19 protein-coding genes are annotated in these 23,550 nt (G+C 62.0%); 1 reads left to right on the forward strand and 18 read right to left on the reverse strand.

Translation table 11 applies throughout. The features are described from left to right. Nucleotides 1-175: 175 nt before the first annotated feature. The 13 genes from ispH to abc-f all read right to left on the reverse strand — a co-directional run bounded on the left by ispH (nt 176) and on the right by abc-f (nt 15,430). Nucleotides 176-1,015: a 4-hydroxy-3-methylbut-2-enyl diphosphate reductase gene (gene ispH, locus ACMRQN_RS03530; RefSeq protein ID WP_418733845.1), complete on the reverse strand. Its 840-nt coding sequence runs from the start codon at nt 1,013-1,015 to the stop codon at nt 176-178. Further along, nucleotides 1,012-1,842 (reverse strand): lysophospholipid acyltransferase family protein, encoded by an 831-nt coding sequence (locus ACMRQN_RS03535; protein WP_330046387.1) that lies wholly within the window; start codon nt 1,840-1,842, stop codon nt 1,012-1,014. Before ACMRQN_RS03535 ends, ispH begins: the two co-directional genes overlap by 4 nt. A gap of 81 nt (nt 1,843-1,923) precedes the next feature. Then, nucleotides 1,924-2,598: a (d)CMP kinase gene (cmk, locus tag ACMRQN_RS03540; RefSeq protein ID WP_417062893.1), complete on the reverse strand. Its 675-nt coding sequence runs from the start codon at nt 2,596-2,598 to the stop codon at nt 1,924-1,926. Next, entirely contained in the window at nt 2,595-3,986 is a 1,392-nt protein-coding gene (aroA, locus tag ACMRQN_RS03545) for a 3-phosphoshikimate 1-carboxyvinyltransferase (protein ID WP_418733846.1), read from the reverse strand. Before aroA ends, cmk begins: the two co-directional genes overlap by 4 nt. Then, nucleotides 3,976-5,148: a prephenate dehydrogenase/arogenate dehydrogenase family protein gene (locus ACMRQN_RS03550; RefSeq protein ID WP_418733847.1), complete on the reverse strand. Its 1,173-nt coding sequence runs from the start codon at nt 5,146-5,148 to the stop codon at nt 3,976-3,978. The genes aroA and ACMRQN_RS03550 overlap by 11 nt, the downstream gene beginning before the upstream one ends. A gap of 65 nt (nt 5,149-5,213) precedes the next feature. Then, nucleotides 5,214-6,032: a pseudouridine synthase gene (locus ACMRQN_RS03555; protein ID WP_418733848.1), complete on the reverse strand. Its 819-nt coding sequence runs from the start codon at nt 6,030-6,032 to the stop codon at nt 5,214-5,216. A gap of 2 nt (nt 6,033-6,034) precedes the next feature. Further along, on the reverse strand, nt 6,035-6,937 hold the full coding sequence (gene scpB, locus ACMRQN_RS03560; RefSeq protein WP_418733849.1) for an SMC-Scp complex subunit ScpB: 903 nt from the start codon (nt 6,935-6,937) through the stop codon (nt 6,035-6,037). A 2-nt stretch (nt 6,938-6,939) separates the two neighbouring features. Then, nucleotides 6,940-7,734 carry a segregation and condensation protein A gene (locus ACMRQN_RS03565; RefSeq protein ID WP_418733850.1) on the reverse strand — a complete coding sequence of 265 codons (795 nt, stop codon included), beginning with the start codon at nt 7,732-7,734 and terminating at the stop codon, nt 6,940-6,942. Nucleotides 7,735-7,745: 11 nt separating this feature from the next. Beyond that, nucleotides 7,746-8,429, reverse strand: coding sequence for a site-2 protease family protein (locus ACMRQN_RS03570; protein ID WP_418733851.1), 684 nt, complete (start codon nt 8,427-8,429; stop codon nt 7,746-7,748). 218 nt (nt 8,430-8,647) lie between these two features. Beyond that, on the reverse strand, nt 8,648-9,109 hold the full coding sequence (locus tag ACMRQN_RS03575; protein ID WP_418733852.1) for an S-layer homology domain-containing protein: 462 nt from the start codon (nt 9,107-9,109) through the stop codon (nt 8,648-8,650). Continuing rightward, nucleotides 9,054-12,440 carry a lipase family protein gene (locus ACMRQN_RS03580; protein WP_418733890.1) on the reverse strand — a complete coding sequence of 1,129 codons (3,387 nt, stop codon included), beginning with the start codon at nt 12,438-12,440 and terminating at the stop codon, nt 9,054-9,056. The genes ACMRQN_RS03575 and ACMRQN_RS03580 overlap by 56 nt, the downstream gene beginning before the upstream one ends. A 243-nt stretch (nt 12,441-12,683) precedes the next feature. After that, on the reverse strand, nt 12,684-13,151 hold the full coding sequence (locus tag ACMRQN_RS03585) for a tRNA (cytidine(34)-2'-O)-methyltransferase (RefSeq protein ID WP_418733853.1): 468 nt from the start codon (nt 13,149-13,151) through the stop codon (nt 12,684-12,686). 188 nt (nt 13,152-13,339) lie between these two features. After that, complete coding sequence (gene abc-f / locus ACMRQN_RS03590) at nt 13,340-15,430, reverse strand: ribosomal protection-like ABC-F family protein (protein WP_418733854.1); 2,091 nt, start codon at nt 15,428-15,430, stop codon at nt 13,340-13,342. A 366-nt stretch (nt 15,431-15,796) separates the two neighbouring features. Here abc-f and ACMRQN_RS03595 point away from each other — a divergent pair, with 366 nt between their 5' ends. Continuing rightward, nucleotides 15,797-16,063, forward strand: coding sequence for a hypothetical protein (locus ACMRQN_RS03595; RefSeq protein WP_418733855.1), 267 nt, complete (start codon nt 15,797-15,799; stop codon nt 16,061-16,063). Nucleotides 16,064-16,285: 222 nt separating this feature from the next. Here ACMRQN_RS03595 and ACMRQN_RS03600 read toward each other — a convergent pair whose 3' ends face one another. The 5 genes from ACMRQN_RS03600 to ACMRQN_RS03620 all read right to left on the reverse strand — a co-directional run bounded on the left by ACMRQN_RS03600 (nt 16,286) and on the right by ACMRQN_RS03620 (nt 23,437). Continuing rightward, nucleotides 16,286-16,696, reverse strand: coding sequence for a pyridoxamine 5'-phosphate oxidase family protein (locus ACMRQN_RS03600; RefSeq protein ID WP_418733856.1), 411 nt, complete (start codon nt 16,694-16,696; stop codon nt 16,286-16,288). A gap of 88 nt (nt 16,697-16,784) precedes the next feature. Continuing rightward, complete coding sequence (locus tag ACMRQN_RS03605) at nt 16,785-18,266, reverse strand: hypothetical protein (protein WP_418733857.1); 1,482 nt, start codon at nt 18,264-18,266, stop codon at nt 16,785-16,787. A gap of 302 nt (nt 18,267-18,568) precedes the next feature. After that, nucleotides 18,569-19,888, reverse strand: coding sequence for a GntP family permease (locus ACMRQN_RS03610; RefSeq protein WP_418733858.1), 1,320 nt, complete (start codon nt 19,886-19,888; stop codon nt 18,569-18,571). 209 nt (nt 19,889-20,097) lie between these two features. Continuing rightward, nucleotides 20,098-20,841, reverse strand: coding sequence for a 4Fe-4S dicluster domain-containing protein (locus ACMRQN_RS03615; RefSeq protein WP_418733859.1), 744 nt, complete (start codon nt 20,839-20,841; stop codon nt 20,098-20,100). Between the two features lie 4 nt (nt 20,842-20,845). Then, nucleotides 20,846-23,437, reverse strand: coding sequence for a molybdopterin-containing oxidoreductase family protein (locus ACMRQN_RS03620; protein ID WP_418733860.1), 2,592 nt, complete (start codon nt 23,435-23,437; stop codon nt 20,846-20,848). Nucleotides 23,438-23,550: the final 113 nt, after the last annotated feature.

The following is a 23,550-nucleotide window of genomic DNA, read 5'->3' on the forward strand; positions in this document are numbered from 1 at the left end:
TAGATAGATAGGGCGATCGCCTCCGGCATTCGCCCCGCAGAGGAGATTTCACTTCGGCACGCTGCTTATATATGCGCCTACCCTCCGGCGCTTCTATCTCGTGGGACAGAAGCGCCGCGCAGGAGGCGGCGCCTTCAACGAGCCCGCACGCTTTCAAAGAATAGAAGGGTCCGCTCTACCCCAAGCTAGCGATGCGCGCTTCAACGGCGGCGATCTGATCTTCTGGTGTGCTCGCACCCGCCGTGATTCCCACCTCGGTGCACTGGTCAAACCAGGCAGGATCGAGCTCAGAAGCGCGCTCGATGTGATGCGTATTCCCGCACACCGACGAGCAAATCTCGGCAAGACGGGTCGTGTTCGATGAGTTGCGCCCACCGATAACGATCATCGCGTCGACTTCCCGAGCAAGCGCCGCCGCGGATTCCTGCCGCTCGCGCGTCGCGAGGCACACCGTATCCTTCACCACGCACTCGACGCCACGATCGCGAAGCGCCGCAAGCACCTCCTCGAACGCCTCGCGCGTCTGGGTGGTTTGCACCACCACCCCCACCTTGCCCGAAAGGCTTGCCGGCACGTCCGCCGCCCGCCCGGCGACGAGCACTTCCCCGCCAGCCTCTCGTGCGTAGGCGACAAGCCCCTCGACCTCGGGATGGCCCGCCTCTCCCACGACGACGACGCGCCCGCATTCGCGAGCAAGCTTCGCCGCCGCTTTCTGCGCCCGGGCGACATGGGGGCACGTGGCGTCGATCACGGGAAGCCCACGCGCCTCTATCTCGCGTCTGACCTGCGGCGTAACACCATGACTGCGAATGATGACACTGCCCTCGACGGCTTGCTCGGGGCTTTCGACAGCGCGGATGCCCCGCTCGGCAAGCTGCGCCACGACCTGAGGGTTGTGAATCAGCGGGCCAAGCGTGACGGCGTGCGATCCTTTCGACACGGTATCAAGCGCCATGTTGAGCGCGCGCTGGACCCCGTAGCAGGCTCCCGCGCATTTCGCACGCGTCACCTTCATTTCGACTCCTTCGCCGCGATAATCTCCTCGGGAGTGTGCTCGGGAATCGCATGATTCGCGAACACGTCCGTAAAGTCGCGCCCGTCAGGGAACAGGGCCACCATGTCGACCTCACCGCGCGGCACGCGCTGGGAGAGGGCGAAGCACTCGCGCATCGCGTACCACGTGCACCCCTCCAGGCGATCCTCCTTGGGAAGGAAGTCGAAATCGCTGACAAGCAGGGGCGACCCAAACTCCATCGTGATCTTGGGGAAACGGAAGAACTTGCCCTTCTGCTTCACATACTCGGCATTGCGCACGGTCATAGGGAGGATAGGCGCATGCCCCATCTTCGCAATGAACGCGGCGCCGGAATGGATTTCGGGCTTCTTGGTTCCCTTACCACGGCGCGTTCCCTCGGGGAGGATGCCGACGAGCTCGTTGTTCTTCAGGTTGCGCGTCGCGCGCTTGATGGCCACGCGGTCGGCCGCATCGCGTTTGATGGGGAATGCACCGACGCGCGAGAGAATCTGGCCCACAAGACCGCGGGCGTTGTCGAAGAGCGTCTCACGGCCGAGCAGGCGCACCCACTGGCTGGGACGGCATGCGATGTACATGCAGGCCACGTCGAGAAACGACGTGTGGTTCGCCACAAGGAGCACGCCCGATTTCTTGTTGAACGCCCGCAGGTTCTCGCGCCCATCAACGCGATAGCGGAAACAGATTTTGAACACGAAGGCGACGACCACCCAAACGATGTTCCCAAACCAATGGGGAATCTGCTTTTCGGTCGACGTGCCCCCGAGCGGCATGTCCCACATCTTCTCGTATGGCAAAAAGACGCTCATGCGCAGCCCTTTCTCTTGAATATGCGCGAGAACCCCGTAAGTTGGACGCCCCGCCTCGAGAGGCAGGACGCCATTTCGCGATTACCCCTGAGCCTGCTCGGCACGCGAGCAGATGAAGGAGATGATTTCCTCGATGGTTTTGCCGGTGGAATCGAGATGCACGGCGTCTTCCGCCGGTTTGAGGGGCGACGCGGCGCGCGAGGAATCGATTTCGTCGCGCTTCTTGATGTCGGCGAGAACCTCCTCGTAGTTCGTCGAACCCACGTGACGCTCCTCGTTCTGCTTGACACGACGGGTTGCACGCTCCTCCGCGCTTGCCGTGAGGAACACCTTCACGGGAGCCTCGGGGAAAACGACCGTGCCGATGTCGCGGCCTTCGACCACGTAGTCGCCCGCGCGACCGATGCGCTGCTGTTGGGCGACAAGCGCCTCGCGAACTGCGGGAACGGCGGCAACTGGCCCCACGGCTCGGTCGATTTCGGACGTGCGGATGGCATCGGTCACTTCCGTGCCCGAGATGAAGACACGACGGGGAACGGGGTCGCCCTCGACATGCCCGAACTCGATTTCGTTGTCGCGCGCGATCGCGCCGAGCGCCTCGGCGTCGTCGAAGGAAACGCCGTCGGCGAGCGCCTTCCACGCGATGGCGCGGTACATTGCCCCCGTGTCAAGGCACGAGAACCCGAGCCGCTTTGCCGCTGCCTTAGCGACGGTTGACTTGCCTGCCCCCGAGGGGCCATCGATTGCGACAATCATTTCGCCAGCCTTTCAATATCGGCGCGAAAGCCCGGATAGCTTACGCGAACTGCCTCAAAATCACGGATAGACACGGGATGGGCTCCCGTGAAGCCAACAAGCGACCAGGTCATCGCAAGACGATGGTCGCCCAGGGAATCGAACACGAGCCCCTCGGGCACAACGAGACCCGGCTTGCCCTCGATATGCAGGTCATCGCCTTCGGACCACGCGCGCACGCCAAGCTTGGAAAGCCCCTCCAAGATGGCCGCGAGACGGTCGGTCTCCTTCACGCGCAGCTCCCCCACCTCGTGAAAGACCGTCGTGCCTTCCGCGTGGGCAGCTACAAGGGCGAGCACGGGAATCTCATCGACGAGCGAGGCGATCTCGCGACCCACGACCTCGCACGAGCGCAGATGCTCGACGTAGGAAACCGAGATGGTGCCGCAAGGTTCCTCCCCCGCGCTGCCCGTCGGCTTCAGGGTGATGTCGGCGCCCATGCGCTCGAGCACCCGTGCGAAGCCGATGCGCGCCTCGTTCAAGCTCACGTTTTCAATGTCGATCGCGCTGTCGGGACGAAGAGCCGCCGCGCACGCCATGAACGCCGCAGACGAGGGGTCACCCGGGACATCGACGTCGCAGGCGTGAAGGCTCTGCCCACCAGCAACGGAAGCCTCCCCTGGCGCCGCTTCGACGTCGACGCCGAAGCCGGGGAGCATGAGCTCGGTGTGATTGCGCGAGGGCGCCGGCTCGTGAACGCTCGTCGTGCCCGCCGCGAAGATGCCGGCGAGCAGAATCGCTGTTTTCAGCTGGGCGGAGGCGATCGGCGAATCATAGGAAATCGCAGCGAGGCCGCGCGTTCCCGTGATGGAAAGCGGGAGCGTCGTCGCACCTTCCGGCGCGAATCGAGCCCCCATCAGCTCAAGCGGGGCTGCGATGCGGCGCATCGGGCGGCGGCGAAGGGAGTCGTCGCCTGTAAGCTCGACAGTGATGTCCCATGGCGCGAGCACACCCATGAGCAGGCGAACCGTCGTACCGGAATTGCCGCAGTCGATGGCGCCCTCCGGCTGCGAAGGACCTAAGCCACCCCAGCCGCGGATGTCGGCTGCGAGGCTTCCGTCGGGCCGCTTTTCGAGGTTGACCTCGGCGCCCAGAGCGCGCACGGCGCCGATGGAAGATCGCACATCGGCGGAGTCGAGCACGCCGGACACGTGCGAAGCGCCTTCGGCCATCGCGGAGAAGAGCACCGAACGATGCGAAATCGACTTGTCGCCGGGGACGCGCACCGCACCGGACAGCGGGCGGGCGAGCGGCTCGATAAGGGTCGCCTGTTCTGCCGCAACTACAGGATCAGCAGACGTTGCGGCGTCGTTGCGCACGGCGGACGCCAGTTGATCGTTAATCGACATGGATATGCTCCTTCGGAGAGAGCGGATTGAACGACACCGAGAAGCCCGCGCCGATGAGTTGGGCAGACAGCTTCCCAACATCGCCCTCGTCGGTTAGAACGAGCGAGAGCACGGCGCGATCCTCGGTGATGTGATCGATTTCGATCGATTGGATATTGCAGCCAGCGGAGCTCGCGATCGTCGTGACTTCCGCGACCACGCCCTTTCGATCGGACATGGGAATGCGAACCTCGAGGAGCTTGTCGGTCGAGGGAACCCAAGCGGCAGGCAGAGCGCGGCGGGCCTGTGCCGCCTCCTCGAGAAGACGAGTCGTCGCCTCGCGATCGTGCGCGTCGATGGCGTCGGCGAAATCGCCGATGATGCCCTGTATCTCGCGCAATCCGCTCGTGAGCGCGCAGGCGTTGTCGAACGCGATGCCGCACCATAGCTTCGAAGAGCCCGCCGCGATGCGCGTGGAATCCTTGAAGCCGCCTGCCGCAAGGCGCATGAGCGACTGCTGATCGTCGGCGTGGCGATGCGCCAGCTGGACGAGCGAAGCCGCGATGATATGCGGGACATGGCTTACGACGGCAATGGAATCATCATGCTCGTCAGGTGCTATGGCAACCACGCGCGCGTTCAAGCTCGTGATGAGCTCATGCAGACGCTGGAAATGCTCGGGCGGCGTGTCCGCATCGGGGCACAGAATCCAGTTAGCGCCCTCGAAAAGATCGGGGCGGGCGCCGTCGATGCCGTTCTTCTCCGAACCTGCCATGGGGTGGCCGGGCACGTAATTGCGGCGGTAAGGCAGAATCTCAGCCGTCGCCGCAAGGATATGCGCCTTCGTGGAAAGCGTGTCGGTTATAACGCCGCGGTAATCCCAATCGCGCAGAAGGCGCAGGTAATCGTCGACCGCAGCAACCGGCGTCGCCAAGACGACGAGATCTGCACGGTCCTTCACGAAATCGGAGAACGCCTCGCTTTCGGGGGCACAAGCGTTCGCCACCCACCCACGCGAGATTGCCTCGCCGCAAGTCCGCGAATCGACGTCAACCCCGAACACCTCGACATCGGGGTCGGACTTCGAGATGGCGGCCGCAAGCGATGCACCGATAAGCCCCAGGCCAACCACTACGATATGGTCGAACCCGTGAGGAGTCTTGCTTGTTATATCTTCAGACATGCGCATACCTTTTCCTCGCGTGCCCGGATCCTTATCACCTGGGCAGCAGTCCGTTAGTTTAGCAGTTACGACTGGATTGCGGCTTTAAGTTCGCCTACTTCCACATCTGCGAGCTCGCGCCATGAGCCGCGGGGTAAATCCCCCAGCTCAAGCGGACCAAAGGAAAAGCGATGCAGTGCGATGACCGGATAACCCACCGCCTCGAGCATGCGGCGAACCTCCCGCTTACGGCCCTCTCGCAAACCGACGAGCACATAGCTCCCCGTCTTCTCACGGACCGCACGGCTGCGTTTGCCAGTATGCGAGGCGTTGATGCCGCCCGCGCCCTTGCCCGTCCCAATTGCGCGCGCGGCCTTTTGCGCATCACCGCCCCGCAAAAGCTCGGCACGAGCGGGAAGCGTCATGCCGTCGGAGAGCGCAACACCACGGCGCAACCGCTCAAGCGCCTTAGCATCGGGCGTCCCTTCGACCAGGGCAAGGTAGCGTTTCTCCACATGGCGGCGCGGATGTAGAAGCGCGTTTCCAAGCTCGCCGTCGGTCGTGAAGAGAAGAAGGCCCGTCGTGTCGCGATCGAGGCGCCCCACGGGGAACAGCCCCGGGAACCGATCAGCGGGGACGAGGTCGGCCACCGTAGCTCGCCCCTGGGGGTCGTCCATCGTGGTGACGTAGCCAGCGGGCTTGTGAAGCATGATCGTGACGTCGCCCTCGGCAAGGCGCACCGGTGCTCCGCCGTCAACGCGCACCTCATCGCTGCCAGGATCGACCGAGCACCCCAGCTCAGCAGGCTGTCCGTTCACCATAACGCGACCGGCGACGATGAGCTCTTCGGCATGGCGGCGCGACGCAACACCCGCGCGCGCAAGAAACTTCTGCAGGCGCATCATGGCTACTCGTCTTCCGTTTCGAACGTAAGCTCGTCGAAGTCGATCTTGTCGACCACGCCGAAGCCCTGGGACATGGCCTGGCGAAGCATCTCCTGAGCCGAACCGTCGTCCATGCCGGAAAAGTCCTCGTCATCGCCGTCTTCCCCCGCCTCGTTGCGCGACGCAGCCGCACGAAAACCCGCATCCTGCGAGAACAGCGACTCGGGCGCCGTATGCCCCACGAGCGCCTCACCCGTGACAGCCCCGCTCATATCGCCCTCCTCGTCGTCGTACACAACGCGGTCGAGCACGTCGCCCTCGTCGCGCTCGAGCGCGGTACCGCTTGCTTCGTGAGCTGCGGAAAGACGCTCGCGAATGAGCGTGCGCGTGGAATCGTCGGGGGCGAACTCGGAAAGGTCGGGCAAATCGGCGGTAGAGCGCAGGCCGAACTTCTCCAAAAACGCGCGCGTCGTGGCGTAAAGCGTGGGGTTGCCCGGCGTGTCCGCGGTCCCCGCCTCGCGCACGAGGCCCTTTTCCACCAGGGAGTTGATGGAGCTGTCGGAGTTCACGCCGCGCACGCTCGCCACCTGGGCGCGCGTCGTGGGCTGGGTATACGCCACGATCGCGAGCGTTTCCATGGCGGCTTGGGAGAGCTTGCGCGTGTCCCAGGAAAGGACGTACTTCTCGATGAGCTCGTGGTAAGCGGGATGCGTGTACAGCCGCCAGCCGCCCGCCACTTCACGCAGCTGGATGCCGCGGTTTTCGGCCTCGAGTTTGTCGCGAAGCCCCACAAGGGCGCTCTCGACATCGGCGGGGTCGACCTCGAGCATGTCGGCGAGCGCGATGGTGCCCACCGGCTCGTCGGTCACGAACAACATTGCCTCGATTGCGCCTGCGAGCTGGTCTTTCTGCAAACCTTCGAACATGGTTACTCCTCCTCGCCCACCGACGTGAGCGCATCTTCGCCCGTCAGGTCAAGCTCGCCCGACCCTTCGATGTAGTCGATCGAGATATCGCCGAACAGCTCGTCTTGGCTGATCTTCACCATGGAGCGCTTGTAAAGCTCGAGCACCGCGAGGAATGTCACGACAACGACTGGCGTCGGCGTGCGCTCGTCGACCAAGTCGGAAAACCGCAGGTGTCCGCGGTTGACGATGCGCTGGTGGATGGCCCGCACGTGCGTCTCGACGGGAATGGGCTTTGCGGCGATATGCTCGCTTTCCAGAAGGAACACATCGCGTCGGGCCAGCGCACGGGCGCACGTGAGCGCGAGACCGTCGAGCGTGACGTCTTTCAGATAGTCGGGCATGAGGTTCAAGAAGCACACGTCGGGTCCGAACGGACGCGTGTGCATGCGGCCTTCCGACACGAAGCGAGCATGAAGGGCGGCGCTCGCGTTCTTGTACTGCTTGTAGGCAAGCAGCCGCTCGACCAGGATATCTCGTGCCTCGCTCGGGGTGAGCTCCGCGATATCGTCGTCGATTTCGGGCGTATCCTGCGGGATGAGGCTTTGCGCCTTAATCTCGAGCAGCGTCGAGGCCACGAGCAAAAAATCGCTCGCCACATCGAGGTCGAGGTTCTTCATGCGCGTGACCTCAGCGAGGTATTGGTCGGCAATCTCGGTGATCGAGATGGCGCCAATATCGACTTTCTGCCTGCTCACCAGGTACAGCAGAAGGTCGAACGGGCCCTCGAAGCTTGCAGTGCGGACTTTGTAGGACACAGCTTCGCCCCCTAGGAAACCCTGAACGGGAACAGCAGGTTGGCCACATTGCCCGCCGTGACGTCGAGATAGACGCCGACGGGATTCACGTGCAGGACATACGGCAGAACGACGAGGACGATCATGAAGACGGGCATGGCGTACTGCTGCACGCGGTAGTACGTGCTCATGTGCTTTTTCGGGATGAATAGCGCGAGCACCGACGAGCCGTCAAGCGGCGGGATCGGCAGCAAGTTGAAAAAGAGCAGGTAGAGATTGATGAGGGCGAACATGGGCAGGAACATGAGGTAGAAGTATGCGAACGCCCCGCTTTGCGCGACAAGCGCGGGCGCTTGGCCGTAGAGAGCCCAGGCGATGGCGCCGGCGAAGGCGGCCATCACGAGGTTCGCCGCAGGTCCGGCAAGGCCAACGATGACGTCGCCCGTCTTGGGATTCCTGAAGTAGGACGGGTTGTAGGGTACCGGCTTCGCATAGCCGAACACGGGGCCGCTCATCGCAAGCATGCACAAAGGCAGGATGACCGTGCCGAACGGGTCGACGTGCTTGAGCGGATTAAGCGACAAGCGCCCCGCGCGCTTGGCTGTGGGATCGCCGAGCTTGTACGCCGCAAACCCGTGCGCCACCTCGTGAAACACGATGGCGGGCACGAAGCTTAGGACCGAGCAGACTATGTAGGCAAGATATTGTGACGACATGGGTCATAAGTGTAGCGCAAGGGAAAGCCCACGAAGCGCGCACCCCACTCCCCTGCGCGAAAAGTGCGCAGATGGAAAGCGAGGAGGCGTTGCGCTTGCGGGCGCGAGAATCCAGAGCGCCAGCGGCGGCGCCCGCCCTAAAACAGGCAGGCACCGAGCAGCGATCGCGGCGAGACGCCTGCGCCGATCATGTCACCAGCGCAGGCGTCGGCTTCACGCTACTTCAAAATCCCCTGCCGATACGCCTTCATGATCAGGGTCGCGGCGCGCTCGCGAGAAGTGCTCTCGGCGGGCGCGAACGTGTAGGTCCCGTCGTGGTTATCGTAGCCGCTAACAAGGCCAGACTCCTTAGCCCAGGCCACCGAGCCCACTGCCCAATCGGATATGGCGTCGCTATCGGTCAAGTCGCCCAAGGCAGCCGAATCGCCGGCCTGGCCACCATTCGCATAGTTGCAGAAGATTTTGGCCACCTGCTCAGCGGTCACCGGCTCATTGGGCATAAAGCTGAACGTGCCGTCGTGATTGTCGGAACCGTTGATCACCTGGTTGGCAACAGCCCAGTTGGCAGCACCGGTGTACCACACGAAGGACTCGACATCGTCCATACCCGTCGTGTTGGACGTGTCAGCAGACTTGTACGCTGCGGCAGCTTCGGGGTCGGCTGCGCGCCAGAGAATCATGGCGAACTGCGCACGCGTAAGGGGCCTGCCCACGCCGAAACAGACCGGCATCGGGGCCTTCCGCATAGCCGGTGATAAGGCCCTTCGCGGAGCAGAACGACACGCCCTCGGCATACCACTCGGCATAGTCGACGTCGGGGAACTCAGACGGAATGCTCGCGAATTGCGCGACGTACGTCACATCCTCGGATGCGCGCACCTCGATATCGGCACCGCCGGCGACCGCTTCCCGCTCGCCCGACGTGCCCTCGCGCTGCCACCCGATGAACACGTTGCCTTCCAATGCACGTGCGTGGATTGCGATTTTGCCTCCAGCGACCACCGGACCGCCGCCCCAAACGTCGCCTTCACCTTCCGCGGAAACGGACACCGTCGCTTCTTCCAAGTCCGAGCCCGACGCGACGGAGGAAGCCTTCGCCTCGTCACCGGTCGAGTCGTCCACAAGCACGCAATCGGTGGGGGCATCCTGGGCGAACACGTCGAGCGAGAACACGTTACCTTCCTCGATAGCGACCCCCTGATAACTCTTCACGCTGACAGGATCGCTGCTTAGGACATCTCGCTCCTCGACAGTCACGTCCATCTCGCCACCATCGGTCGCAGTGACCTCGATGCGGTAGTCGCCACCAGCGGGAATGTCAATCATCTTCACGCCGTCGGACGTTACCGCCGCGGGAAGACCCTCTTCAAGCAAGCTCCCGTCAACCTCATCGTTGGAAATCGATGCGACAAGATTGCCCTCGGCGTCGTAAGCCTTGACATCAACCGGGCAGGCAACGAGCAGCGAGCGATAGTTCTTGCGGGCGAATATCTCGGGGAACTCGCCGAGCGCAGCCTCGTCGCTTTTCATCCACGCCACGTAAGTTTCCTGCGTATGCCCGTGCACCACGCCCTTGCCCGTGATGAACGCCCCGTTGAGCGCTCCCGTGCCGAAAATGGCCGTGAACAGGAGCTTGTACTGCGGAATCACCATCGCTGCGTACAAAATGGCATAGTCGCCGTTGTCGGCGGAATCCATGATGGCCGCCTTCACGAGACTCGTGAACACCTCATGCGGTGTCACGCCAGCCAGACGATTGTGGTAGTACCACCAGGTCGATCGAGCGAGCATCGCCATCTCCGTCGAAATCGATGAAGCGGTAACAGAGCCGGTCAGGTAGCCCCGGTACTTTTCCCCGTCGCTGAAGCGCTCGAAATACGTGTTCATCTTTGCCAGTTGCGCCTTGTAGTCGCCTCTAAGCGTGTTCGACCTGGAAGGCAGCGCCAAATCATTACCGTAGCGGCCGTAGCCCCATTCGCCAAGCGGCACCTTGATGACGACGTCCTCGGGGTTCACGATGTTGAAGATGTTGCCGTACTTGGCGTCGCTGCGATTGCTTGCGCGCGTGGCGTTGGGCGATTCGAACGTGAAGGTGTAGACGTTGTCGGGCGAGAGCGTCCCCGCGTCGGTCGTCAACCCATCGTCGAGGCGGGCACCGAGGATGTTCGACACCGCAGCACCCCGGCTGTGACCCGCGATGAGCACGCGCGCTTTATCGAGGTCGATGCCGTTATCGTACACGTAACTGCGCAGGGCCCGAAGCACCTGCAGCGCCCCCGCCTTGAAACCCTCGTGCGTTTCCTGGTCGGAATTCTGCAGCGTGTCGGCGACGTTGAGGTTGCTGAGCCACTCGCCGTTGCCAGGCGTGCCGCGCACGATGACGGCGATAATCGGCACGCCGTTTGAGGTCATGCGCGTCTCGATGGAGTAGCCAACCTGGTCGTAGTCGCCGTTGTAGTCTTTCCCTTCGGGATGATATTCCACCGAATCGAACGCGTTGAAGCCGAGCTGTTCTCGCAACGTCTTTTCCACGAACGACTCGTCGTAAGCCGCAGCGGCGAGCACGGCGACAGTGGTGGCAAGGTCGTGGTTGTACGTGTACGAAGAGGTGTTGAACCAGGCATCGTCCCAGTTCACTACAGTCGCAGCTTCACCATCGCCCCCCGAAGCCTTAAACCAAGCGCTTGCCGTGAAAGGGTCGGAGGGAATCGTTTCGGACGGAACTGCGCCCGACGAACCCGCAGGAAGGGCAACTTTGTCCATGACTTGGTAAGGTGTCCACTGTTGTTCTAAGGTCATGTATCCGAGCTGTCCGTAATTGTTGCAGCCCCACGTCCAAAGCGTGCCATCTTGCTTGAGGGCGGCAGTATGGTTCATGCCCACCGAAACGCAGACAACCCCTTCGAGGTATTGTACGGGCTTAAGCTGGTCCCAATAAGTCACTCCAACTTGGTTGTATGCGCCATCGCCCCACACCCACAGCGTGCCATCTTTCTTGACAGCCGAGGAGTTACAACCGCGGAATGATATCGAAGCTACGTCATCCATCACCTTGACGGGAACACTGCTATCCTCGGTCGTTCCATCCCCCAACTGTCCATCAAGATTCCATCCCCAGGTTAAAAGTGACCCATCTGTCATGATGACCCCAGTATGAGACCCGCCGAGCGACACAGCAGAAGCACCGTCCATAACCTTGATGGGGGTGGTGCTACTCTCAGTCGTACCGTTTCCGAACTGCCCTCTCGAATTGTCGCCCCACATCCAGAGCGCCCCATCGCAATCGATCGCGGCGGAATAACCAGTGCCCAAAGAAACGGCAGCGACATCGTCCATTATCTTAACTGGCATATAGTTGCCGCTGTCGTTAGTCGTCCCGTTGCCCAGCTCGCCATGTGAATTGTCGCCCCACATCCAGAGCGATCCGTCGCGCTTGATTGCGGCGGCATGCAGATAGCCGAGCGAAACGCTGACGACATCGTCCATGAGCTTTGCGGGAGCGAATCCATGAGGAGACCCCATATCCTCGTTGCCAACCACGCCCCCTCCGTTATAACCCCACATCCAAAGCTCTCCGTTATTTTTGACAGCAGCCGAAAAATTTGTAGCGAGAGCAACGCTCGCAACATCGTCCATGAGCTTGTTCGGCGTACAAGAGTAATCATCACCAGGGCCCAACAAATATCCAAGCTGAAATACGTTGTTACGGCCCCAGGTCCAAAGCTCCCCATTCTCGGTGATAGCAGCTGAATGGTCCTCGCCTGTCGCGGAGATGGTGTTCCCGAACGGCAGCGTCTCGGTTGAAGAATGCGCGGCGGTTGCGAGCTGCGTTGAGTCCGCAGGTTGAGCCACAGCTGCGAACTGCGTTGACTCGGAGGATTGGTCGGCATCGGAGGTCGGCGAACCTTCCGCAACCTGAGCAGCGTCTGAGGCAGAGGCCTCGGCTTCGGCATCGCTTGCCCATGCCGAACCATAGAACGACGCGCAGGGCAAAAGCCCCGCCACGAGCACAATTGACAAGAAAGATGAGAGCGCTTTGCGCCATGGATTCGCCATGCCGTACCTCCGCGTTTCAATGATGCAATCGAGCAGTTTGAAGCATTGTACCAAACTGCAAGCAACCTTAAGGATGCAAGCATTGGAGAGAGGCGAACATCGCCGCTAAGGGTGTATGCCCGTTTGAGCAGCCGTGTTTCGACGGAGATAATCTAGGCGATTCCGCAGAATGACGCGCGCTATCGATGGACGGAGAGCTTAGCTCATGTTCGGCCAGGATTGTTGGCGGAGGGCCTCGTAGGTTGCGATAGCCACGGCATTCGAGAGGTTCAAGCTGCGCTCGTTCTCGCGCATGGGGATGCGAACGCACGCGTCGAGGTAACGCTCGATAAGCGCCTCATCGAGCCCGCGGCTCTCGCGTCCGAACAGGAGAAACGCACCCTCACCGTAAGCCGCATCGGTGTAGTTGCGCGACACGTGTCCCGTGAACAGGTGCAGCTCGTCTCCCCCATGCGCCTCGAAGAACTCCTCGGCGCATGACCACTGCACTATCTCGACGTCGTCCCAGTAGTCGCACCCCGCACGCTGCAGGTTGCGCTGCGTCAAGCGGAAGCCCATCGGCTCCACAAGATGCAACATCGAGCCCGTACAGGCGCATGTGCGGGCGACGTTGCCCGTGTTCTGGGGAATCTCAGGTTCGACAAGCACAATGTTCAGGGGTTTCACTTCTGCCTCTTATTCCGCGCAATGCGAGCAATCCGTAACGTAGGGGCTGGATTCCGCGCCGGCTCCATGCTCAAACAGTCCTGAGCTCGCACGAACAGCCCACTGGGCTGTTCGGCTCGTGCGGAACTGCGCGTGGAGCCGGCCCGAAACCCAGCGAATCAGCTGCGAGCAACAGGTCAACGCACGAATCACGCTTGCGCTTTTTGCTTCTCCATCTCGGCCTCAAGCTCCTCGTTAAGTACGAACCACTCCTCCTCCGCCGCAGCGATTCGCTTTTTAAGCTGAGCGTGCTCGGCGATGGCATCCGACGAGGCGTCCTCGTTGATGTAGAAGTCGGGGTCGGCCATGAGCTCGAGCAGCTCCGCCATGCGCGCGTTATCTCGCTCCATCTGCTTGTCGAGCTCGGCAATGCGCTTGCGATGGCCCTTAAGCGCCGCATAGGCACGGTTGCGCGCCTCGGCTTCGCGGCGCTTCTGCTCCTTGGTCTTCGGAGCGCTGCCACGCGGAGCCGTGAGCTGCGTCTTCGCACCCGACGAAGCGCTGGCGCCAGCCGTGTTGCCCGATCCGGTCTTACCCGACGCCGGAGCCTTCCCTGCCGCCTTCATCGCATTCGCGGCCTTGCTTCCCGAGCCTCCCATGACCTCGTCGACAAGCGACGTTTCCTTCGGCGCCTCACTATCGAGCTGGCCGCTCTTATATAGGTAGTAATCGTAGTCGCCCGCGTAGTTGGTGACGCGGCCGTCCTTCACTTCCACGATACGGTTCGCAACGCCCCTGATGAGGTGCCTGTCGTGCGTGATGAACAGCACCGTGCCCTCGAACGCGTTCAACGCCTGCTCCAAGATGTCGGCGCTCGCAATGTCCAAGTGGTTGGTCGGCTCGTCGAGGCACAGCAGAGGACGCGGCGCCACGAGCATCTTCGCCAGCGCAAGGCGGCTCTTCTCGCCGCCGGAGAGCACGCTCACGCGCTTGTCGACGTCGTCGCCGTTGAAGAGGAATGCGCCCAAAAGCGTGCGCACCTGGCTGATCGTCCAGCCCGGCGCCACGTGATCGATTTCCTCAAACACAGTGTTTCCCGAGGTCAGCTCCTCAAGTTGATGCTGAGCATAGTAGGTTTTCGACACGTGCGTGCCGTATTTGATCGATCCCGCATCGGGCGCGAGCACGCCGGCGATCATCTTCAGGAGCGTCGACTTGCCGGCGCCGTTCGGGCCGACGAGCGCCACCTTCTCACCGCGGTACATCGTGAAATCCAAGCCATCGTAGACGTGGTGGTCGCCGAAGGACTTCCGCAGACCGCGCGCCTCGACCACCATGTCGCCCGTGCGCGGCGGCTGCTTGAAGTTGAAGTGCACCGTCTTCTTTTCCTCGGGGATTTCCACGAGCTCTGCCTTCAGCTTCTCGAGCTTCGCCGCACGCTCCTGCGCCTGGCGAGCCTTCGTCGCCTTGTAGCGGAACTTCTCGACGAACGCCTCGAGGCGCTTCATCTCCTCGATCTGTTTGGTGCGCTCCTGCTTCAGCCGTTCGATACGCTCGGCGCGTTGGCGCAGGTAGGCGGTGTAGTTTCCCTTGTAGAGATTGACCTGCTGGTTGTCGACTTCGGCCACGCGATCGACCATGTTGTCCATGAACGCGCGGTCGTGGCTGACGACGATGACGGTGCCCGAGTAGCTGCGAAGGAAGCTTTCGAGCCACTTCACGCTCTCCAGGTCCAGATGGTTCGTCGGCTCGTCGAGCAGCAGCACTTCGGGGTTTCTGATCAGCAGCTTCGCGAGCGCGATACGCATCTGCCAGCCGCCCGAGAACTCGCTCGTCATGCGGTGCATGTCGTCTTCCTTAAAGCCCAAGCCGAACAGCACGCCGCGCACCTTCGCCTCGATGACGTAGCCGCCCAGCCGCTCGAACTCATCGCGCGCACGGCCCGCGGCGGCAAGATCGCGCTCGGTGGGGTTTTCCCCGAGCGATTCTTCGAGTGCGCGCAGGCGCTTCTCGGCGGCGAGCACCTCGACCTGGGAGGCCATAACCTCGTCGAAGATGGGCTGCTCGCCCATCTCGATCGCCTCCTGCTCAAGGTAGCCCACACGCGCGCCCTTTGCGAACAGAACGCGTCCCTCATCAGCATCTTCCTCACCGGAGATGATATTGAGCATGGTCGTTTTGCCGGCACCGTTCGGGCCGACGAGCGCCAAGCGGTCGTATTCCTCAAGTTTGAAGATGACGTCGTGGAACAGCACGCGGCCGCCGAATGACTTGGAGATATGCTCAAGCTGCAAGATCATAGGTATCGTTCGTCTTTCTTAAATGCCAAAAGTACAACCTATTTATGATACCCGAGAACGAGCGTGCGCGCCGAGGGAAAGCACCCCTATACAAAACGAACGCCCACGAGGTGCCGCGGGCATTCTGAGGAGAGGAAGAGCAGCAATGTGCTACGCAGACCGACAAGAAGCCCCCCGACCCCGTATTATTTGCCGTGTCGTCGTATATGCCAGGCGCAATCCAGCGCGAATGAACCGCCACATCATAAGCGAGTTCGGACGGGTAGCGCCAAAGTGCTCCTTGATTTGCGGGAAGGCGCACGGGGCTTGCCCAAACGGGGGACGCTTTACGAGTTCGCACCTTTTCCGCTGCGAGGAATCTTCGCAATGACGACGAGAAGGCAGCCGAGCGCAAGGAACGCCGAGAACCCGAGCGCGGCGTGGAAGCCCATAAACTCGCCCGATAGCGGGAAGCATCCGATAAGAAAGACCATCACCGCCGTCGAGAGGGATGCTGCGATCTGGCGCGAACACAAGCGCCGTCAACGCCCCGGGGAACAAGACGAGACCCGCCTCGAAGGCGTTATGCCCGCGCGCCAGCTGAACGCCGTGCACAGCGCGCCACCGACAACCGGGCCGATGAACATGACGTGATACTAGCGGAGCAAAGGCGCGAAGCATCACCGTCACGTGCCGAAAAGCGCCTACCGGCGAGAAGGTATGCTCATACCAGAAGAATGAAGCCTCGAATAGAACGGCAGCTCGGAACAGGCAATTTCCATCCAAGAGACGACTTGGCCCCAAGGTTCTCCGCCTTGGGGTCAAGAAGGCGCGCCCCAGCAAAAGGAGGCGCAAGACTATGTCGAGAAAGCCGCGCTACGCGAGCTTCGCGCCAGCGTTCGGGCCGGGCGAACAGGTGAAGAGCTCGTCAACATGCACGAGCACGCCGCCCTTTGCCGTGATGGGCGCGCCCATTGCAGCGAAGCAGCCGTCCACCCACGCCTTCAATTCCTCGAACTGCTCGCCTTCGTTGATGTAGGTCGCGGTGCCGTGAATCTGGTAGGCGCCCTCGTCTCCCCAGAAGGTGATGGCAACCTTCTGGTTCTCCTTCAGGTTCGCAAGCGTTTTGTTGAAGAACTGGTCGGAGATGTAAACCGTCTCGGCATCGATGACTTTCTTCATTCCCATCGGGTCGGCGTTCGGCACGCCATCGGGGGTTGCCGTTGCGAGCACAACGTTCTTCATCTGATTGAACGCGTCCTGTACCTCTTTAGGCATAACCGCCATAGCATCCTTCTTTCTCGCGGGTCCAGCAGGGCGCCTACGGGTGCGCCCCGCACTCTATGACCCTATGATACCCCCGAACACCCCTTCGCTAAGCAACCTTTTCAAGCCGCGCTTTCTCGTTTTCGCGCACACGGGTCTTGAAAACGAGGCTCAAGACCAGGTAGAGCGCAACCGTCATAGGAGCGGTGGTGAGGAAGGGAACGGACACGATGCCCGCCGAGTACAGGACCATGTTCACGATGCTCGTCACGGCAAGCGTGACCACACCGCGCCAGTTGACAGACTCGACCGAGGCGAGCGGCACACTGCGGCTGCCGATCTTTAAGGGGCCGCGGACGATGTAGTAGTCCGTGATGAGCAGCATGCACCAAGAGATAGTGAGGATACTGCCGAAGCTCATGAAAGCGTTCACCTGGTCTAAGATGTTTCCCAGAATGAAGGCGAGGCCGATGGCGTTCGCGATGACGACGGCGACCGGCCAAGAGAGCTTCACGCCGAAAAGCGAGTCGAACAGGTTCGTCACCGCGTTCGCGCCGCCGATAGAGTTGGAGGTCTCGACCTTCATCTGCGAGAGGCAGATGATGGCAAGCCCGACGCCTCCCGCCGCGAGCACAAGCGAGATGCCAGGGTTGGTGATCGCCGCGTGCGCAGCGCCCGTCGCATCGTAGCCCTGCGCGCTGAAGTACTCGACGGCTTGCGAGAACCCGAAGTACGTGATGAGCGCGCCAAAGAGGTAGGTAATCACGGCAAACAGGCTTCCCACGCCGGCGATAGGCGCAAGGTCGCTCTCCTTGCGCGCATAGCGCGTGAAGTCGGCGGCAAAGAGCGCAAGCAGGCCGCTCGTCATAATGGCGTAGTTCACACCGTAGGCGAAGCCCCGCCCCACTTCAACGCCGGGAATCATCACGCCGTGAGTGAGGGCGTCCCCCATCTGGCCGTTCGCGGCGATCAGGTACACAACGTACCCCATCACGCAGAACAGTGCCACCACAAACGCCGCGTTCATGCGTGCGATCACCTTCGTGCCGAAGAGCGCCATGAAGATCCAGACGCACGAGATGCCGACGAAGAGCGCCCAGCGCTCCCAGGTCGCGTTGAGCCCGAAGGCGTAGAGGATGGCGTTGCCGAGCTGAACCGTGCCCACGGCGAGCACGCCGACGAGCAGGAAGATCCAGATGAGAGACCCTACCGCAGAACCTTTGGTCCCGAAGATGTAGAGGCGGCTCGCCACGTTGTTGGGCAGCCCCTCGCGGAAGGTGATCTTCCCCACAAGATAGGTCAAAACGAAGGAGAGGGCGAAGGTGATCGCCATCGCCACGCCTCCAAGCTGACACCCCGCGTAGAAGGCCACGATGCCGCCACCCATGAGCTTCGAAAGCGACGACACGACGCCCGAAAGGATAGCGGCGATGTCGGGCCAAGCCAGGCGCGCCGAATCGGGCACGCGCTCGAAGAGCGACGACTGCGAGGTCGCCTTGCCCTTCGACGGCGCCCTGCCCTGAGCCGGAGCCGCCACCTCAGCCGGTGTTTTCCCCTTCGCAGCCGAAGCCACACATTCCCCTTTGTTCATACTTCCCCTTTTCCTTGCGGTCTGAATCATCGAGCAACGCGAAGATGAGCCGAACATCTCAGGGAAGAGGGCTGCCGAGCGGTCCCTTGTTGAGCGAGGGAAAAGGAACCTGATTGGGAGGGACAGCCTTTACAGGGGGATAGAAGAGCTGTTTTGTGGAGGGGACAGCCCTCTTCCCTGAGAGATGGGCGCCCAAGGCGAGCGCCCATCGTCGAGTGAGACCCTGCTATTCGCCCGCCCGCGAAAGCAGGATGGAAAGCGGTCGCATGCGCGGGGCCGCGACCGCCAAGAGCAACTTCGCGCTACGCGACGCCCAGGTTCGCGAGCACGATCATGACGATCAGTGCGCACAGGCCGGCGCCGATGGAGATGGCGGCGATGTGCTTGTAGGAGTTGCCGTGGTTCAAGCCCATGGCAGCCAGCATGCCGAACATCGCGCCGGAGTTCGGAAGCGCGCCGCCGATGGTCGCAGCCGTCGCGATGATCTTCGCGAGGGCAGCCGGATCGCAGCCGGTGGCCAGGTAGGGCTCAAGGAAGTTCTGGGCGATGATGCCCACAGCACCCGAGCCGGAGCCCATGACGCCGCCAAGAACAGCAGCCATGGTGGCGGCGGAAACGTAGGTGCCGCCAGGCATGTTGAAGATGGCCTCGTAGATGACGGTGAAGCCGACGGATGCCGCAGCAACCGTGCCGACGCCGACGGCCGCAGAGGTGAACAGCGCGGGGCCGAGAGCGTTCTTCGCGCCGTTGCCCATGGTGTCGCGCTGGCTCGGGATGAACTTGTTGAACACGATCATGGAGACCACAACGGCGACGATCATGCCGATGTAGACCACGTTCGCCACGCCGAGCTGCGAGCCTGCGATGATAATGACAATCATCACGATGAGCGGCAGCAAGGACATGAACACGCTCGGGGTCTCCTTCTGCTCGGCAGCCTCGGAGTCGGCGGCGGTGATCTCGTAGGTCTCGCCCTTGGCCTGAGCGCGCTTCAAAGCGAACTTGATGTAGAGGCAGGAAACGACGATCGCGATGATGGAGCCGACGATGCCGAGCACGGGAGCTGCGGTCATGGAGACGCCGCAGCCGTTAGCGGCGTTGATCCACGCGATGGCGGGAACGCCCGGAATCATGGCCATCGTGAACGAGCAGGCGGCCAGAGTCCACGCGGCGCAGAACAGATGCCAGGGGATGTTGCATTCCTTGAAAATCGGGCGAGCGAGCGGGATGAGGGCGAACATCGCCACGAACATCGAGATGCCGGCATAGGTGAGAATCGCGCCGACAGCGGCGATTGCCAGGAGCACCAGATACGGGCTCTTCGTGCCGACCTTGCTCATGATCGCCTGCGCGATGGACTTCGCAGCACCCGACTTATCGATGTACTCACCCAGAATCGCCGCGCCCACGAAGATGAGCAGGTTTTTCTGAACGAAGCTTGCGAGGCCTGTCACATACGACGACTTCGCACCGAGCATCGCATCGGCGATGCCCATGCCGTTCGTGACCGCGATGATGACGGCGGTCACAACGGAGGTGATAAGAACATTCCAGCCCTTCATGGCTGCAATGACGAAGAAGACGAGACCGACGATGATGCCGATAACTCCAATCCACTCCATAGTGCTTTCCCCTTTCGTAAAGCAGGTTGATTATCTGCAATGCCGCTGCAAAAGAGACTCCCGCGTTGGCGGTACGGGAAGGTTCTGATGCAGCGACGTGCATTCGAGAATGCCCGCCCGAGTCCCCTTGATCGATCGGGCGGAATATCGCGAACGGCTTAAAGCCCTCCCGCAGGCCGGAGGTTCCCGGCCTGCGGGAGGTCGGGCGCTTACGCCATGTCGTTGCGGGTGGCGCGCATGAGCTCGACGACGGAGTCGTGCTTCATCTGGAGCTCGTTGCGGCGGATGGTGCCCTCGTCGAAGGTCGTGAGATCCTCGGGGCTTTCGAACATCGTGCCCAAATCACCGCGCTGTTGATTCAGGCGGATAGCCTTATCGGCGTCGTACGGGATGAGCGGGGTCTTCTCGCGCGGGTTCCAGATGATGAAGGAGGGCTTGGTCGCATCGGGAGAGGGCATGCCCTCGCAGTAGCGCACGTCGCCGTACTTTTCCACGAGCTCGTCGATCGGGCCGAAGTCGAAAGCGCGCAGCGGACAGCTCTGGGTGCAGGCGGGCTGCTTGCCATCGGCCAAGCGGTCAATGCACATGTCGCACTTGCTCATCTTGCAGGTGGGCTCGTCGGTCGCGAAGCGCGGCGCGCCGTAGGGGCACGCGTCGTAGCACTTGCGGCAACCGGTGCATTTGTCCTGGTCAACCAAGACCGCGCCGAATTCATCCTCTTTGTAGAGGGCACCGGACTCGCACACCTTCACGCATGCCGGGTCCTCGCAGTGCGCGCACGGGAACGCGAGCGAATGCAGGCGGATGTTGGGGAACGTTCCCTCTTCCCATTCGTACACCGTCATGTACTTCTCGGCACCCGGCTCGATGCCGTGCCAATCCTTGCAAGCGATGCTGCACGCCTGGCAGGCGTAGCATCGGTTCATATCGAACATGAAACCATACTGGGTCATCGTCTTATTCCTTCCCCTCACCGAGCGAGCGGCGATAATTCAGTGCCACGCTTGCGCCGCGCATGCCGCCGCGCTCAGCCTCGTTGCCGAAACCTTCGGCGTCGCCATCGCGAAGCTTCTCGACTTCCACCAGGCCCGCAGTGATGAGCGCGCCCAGGATGTGGGGCAGATGCCCGTCGTCAAGCAGGATGTTCGGGGTGCCGCGAAGGTCTTCGCCGAACGTGTTGCATTCGGCCGGCGTGCCGTCGGTCTGGAACCACGCGCCGTGGTGCACGGCCGCGGTGCCGGGCATCATGCGGTTCGTGACGTAGGCCGTGAGCTCCACCTCGCCGCGGTCGCTGTAGACACGGCAGATGTCGCCGTCCTTGATGCCGCGCGCCTGCGCGTCGACGCCGGAGATCCACACCGCGTGGCGATAGCAGTCCTCGCGCATGAACGGGTTGTTGTCGTTGCTGGAATGCTGGCGGTAAATCGAAACCGGGGACACCATCGACAGCGGGTACTTCTTGACCTTCGGGTTGTAGAAGCCGTCGTTGGAAGCGGATCCGATGTCGCCTTCGACATAGCTCGGGCTCCACACGGGCATCGGCTCGATCTGGCCGCGCCAACGGGACTCGGTCATGTCGTGGGTCTTCACGTAGTTCGACGAGAACTCGATCTTGCCGCTCGGGGTCTCGAACGGGCTCTCACCGCGCTCGATCCTGGTCCTGAACGGGTAGTACGGCGAGTCGATTTCGGTGCGGATGACCGGATGCGCGTTGAACTCTTCCCAGGTCGGACGCTTCTCGTAGCCGAGATAGGCCATAATCGTCTCGTTGTTCGCCCAGTTCTCGAAGGCCTCCTTGTACACGGCCTCCTGAGCGTCCACCCAGTGATCGACGTCGACGTCGAGCATGCGGGGATTGTACTTGTCGGCCACGCCGAGGCGCTTGGCGATTTCGGTCCAGACCCATTCCTTCGAGCGCACCTCGCCCGGGAAGTCCAGGCCGCGACCGCAGAAGGTGAAGTAGTTACGCATGCCGTTCGGGCCGGACACGAAGCGCTGATGGCCGTACATGTACTCGTCCATGCCCTCGAGCTGCCAAATCGGCGCCGGCAGGATGATGTCGCAGAGTTCGGCGGTGGGCTGGTTCAGATGCCACTGGAAACCCCAGTTGAACTCGGTAGACGCCATACCGGCGAAACGCTTGTTCACATTGGAGTGGTTGTTGCCGTAGTTGTTCTCGAAGATGATCATCTGGATGTTCGGCAGCGGAGAGTCGTTGGTCGGAGAACCGATTCGATGACGAAACTCGGACTCGCTCATGCGGCCTTCCCAGTAATCCTTCTGGCAAGCGAGGATCTCGGTGAGGCAGTTGTTGTTGAACAGCACGGCCGGCTTGTAGTTGCCCGGATCGCGATGCCAGTCGGCACGCGGGGCGGGAACACGGCCCGGGGTGGGCAGGCAGGCGCCCGTCTCGCATCCACCGGGGCAGGCGATGTTACCGGTCATGGACTGAAGCAGCATCGACGCGATGGCGGAGTAATCTCCCATGTGACGCTTCGCGCACGAGTAGAAGTACTGCAGGTGAACCGGCTTCGTGGTGCCGTAGAGGCGCGCGAACTCGCGGATGGTCTCGGCAGGAACGGCGCAGATGGGAGCAGCCCATTCTGGCGTCTTCTTGATGCCGTCTTCGCCTTCGCCCATGACATAGGCGCGCCATTCCTCGAAGCCCGCCTTGTCGACCCACTCGTCGACGAACTTATGGTCGATGAGGTCCTCTTCGTAGAGCACCTGCGCGATGGCGAGCATCATGGCGAGGTCGGTGCCGGGGCGGATGGGAATCCACTGATCAGCGAGGATTTCCGCGGACTGCGTGTAGCGCGGGTCGATGACGATGGTCTTGCAGCCGTATTCGTGCGCGAGCTGCATGTAGTACGACGTCGGGCCGAACCATGCGACGACCGGGTCCATGCCCCACATGATGAAGAGCTTGGAGTTGAAGATGTCGGAAGCCTCGAATCCCGGGGATGCGTCGGAGCGGCCGCTCGCGACCTTCGTGAGGTCCACGCCGAGGTGCAGCATCTCGCCAGCAGCATGGCCGGAGGTGGAGTGCTCGCCCCACGCACCGAAGCCCGCTTCCCACCATGCCGCCAGGGGGAAGCCGTTCTTCTCGAACGACGGGTACTGCGAATGGAAGATGCCGTAGGGGCCGTACTTTGCCTTAATCTCCTTCATCTTATCAGCGATGGTGTCGAGAGCCTCTTCCCAGGAAATCTGCACGAAGTAGCCCTTGCCGGGGCCCTTTTCGCCCACGCGCTTCATCGGGTGCAGAAGACGCGTCTCAGCCTCGATTTCCTTCTTCCAGGAATGACCCATGGCGCACGGACGCATCTGGACGTTGCCCTTCCAGATGTTCTCCCAGCCGCAATCCTCGCGGCTGTCGTTGGCGTTGACCGAGTCGTCCGGCTCAATGGCGATGAGCTTGTTGTCCTTCACGTGGCACTTCAGCACGCATGCCGAGTCCCAGCAGCCGTTTGCCGGGCAGGAAGTGTAGAAGATGCGCTCCCCCTCGTGCTTAGCGCGGCTGGCATCGATGATTCCTTGCTTGTCCACCGACTCCTCCTTTTGTTGCTTGGAGCCGCGCAGTCGGGCAGTCGGGTATGCAGTTCGCATTGGTGCGGCGAGCTTGCGCGACCCCTCCCATTGCGCAGCCATTCGATACGCCC

The sequence above is a fragment of the Ellagibacter sp. genome, assembly GCF_048412355.1.
Lineage (GTDB): Bacteria > Actinomycetota > Coriobacteriia > Coriobacteriales > Eggerthellaceae > Ellagibacter.

Coding starts and splice junctions, on each gene's coding strand:
- ispH (WP_418733845.1), bottom strand. CDS start 1,015: ATGAAGGTGACGCGTGCGAAATGCGCGGGAGCCTGCTACGGGGTCCAG.
- ACMRQN_RS03535 (WP_330046387.1), bottom strand. CDS start 1,842: ATGAGCGTCTTTTTGCCATACGAGAAGATGTGGGACATGCCGCTCGGG.
- cmk (WP_417062893.1), bottom strand. CDS start 2,598: ATGATTGTCGCAATCGATGGCCCCTCGGGGGCAGGCAAGTCAACCGTC.
- aroA (WP_418733846.1), bottom strand. CDS start 3,986: ATGTCGATTAACGATCAACTGGCGTCCGCCGTGCGCAACGACGCCGCA.
- ACMRQN_RS03550 (WP_418733847.1), bottom strand. CDS start 5,148: ATGTCTGAAGATATAACAAGCAAGACTCCTCACGGGTTCGACCATATC.
- ACMRQN_RS03555 (WP_418733848.1), bottom strand. CDS start 6,032: ATGATGCGCCTGCAGAAGTTTCTTGCGCGCGCGGGTGTTGCGTCGCGC.
- scpB (WP_418733849.1), bottom strand. CDS start 6,937: ATGTTCGAAGGTTTGCAGAAAGACCAGCTCGCAGGCGCAATCGAGGCA.
- ACMRQN_RS03570 (WP_418733851.1), bottom strand. CDS start 8,429: ATGTCGTCACAATATCTTGCCTACATAGTCTGCTCGGTCCTAAGCTTC.
- ACMRQN_RS03575 (WP_418733852.1), bottom strand. CDS start 9,109: ATGATTCTCTGGCGCGCAGCCGACCCCGAAGCTGCCGCAGCGTACAAG.
- abc-f (WP_418733854.1), bottom strand. CDS start 15,430: ATGATCTTGCAGCTTGAGCATATCTCCAAGTCATTCGGCGGCCGCGTG.
- ACMRQN_RS03595 (WP_418733855.1), top strand. CDS start 15,797: ATGACGACGAGAAGGCAGCCGAGCGCAAGGAACGCCGAGAACCCGAGC.
- ACMRQN_RS03600 (WP_418733856.1), bottom strand. CDS start 16,696: ATGGCGGTTATGCCTAAAGAGGTACAGGACGCGTTCAATCAGATGAAG.
- ACMRQN_RS03605 (WP_418733857.1), bottom strand. CDS start 18,266: ATGAACAAAGGGGAATGTGTGGCTTCGGCTGCGAAGGGGAAAACACCG.
- ACMRQN_RS03610 (WP_418733858.1), bottom strand. CDS start 19,888: ATGGAGTGGATTGGAGTTATCGGCATCATCGTCGGTCTCGTCTTCTTC.
- ACMRQN_RS03615 (WP_418733859.1), bottom strand. CDS start 20,841: ATGACCCAGTATGGTTTCATGTTCGATATGAACCGATGCTACGCCTGC.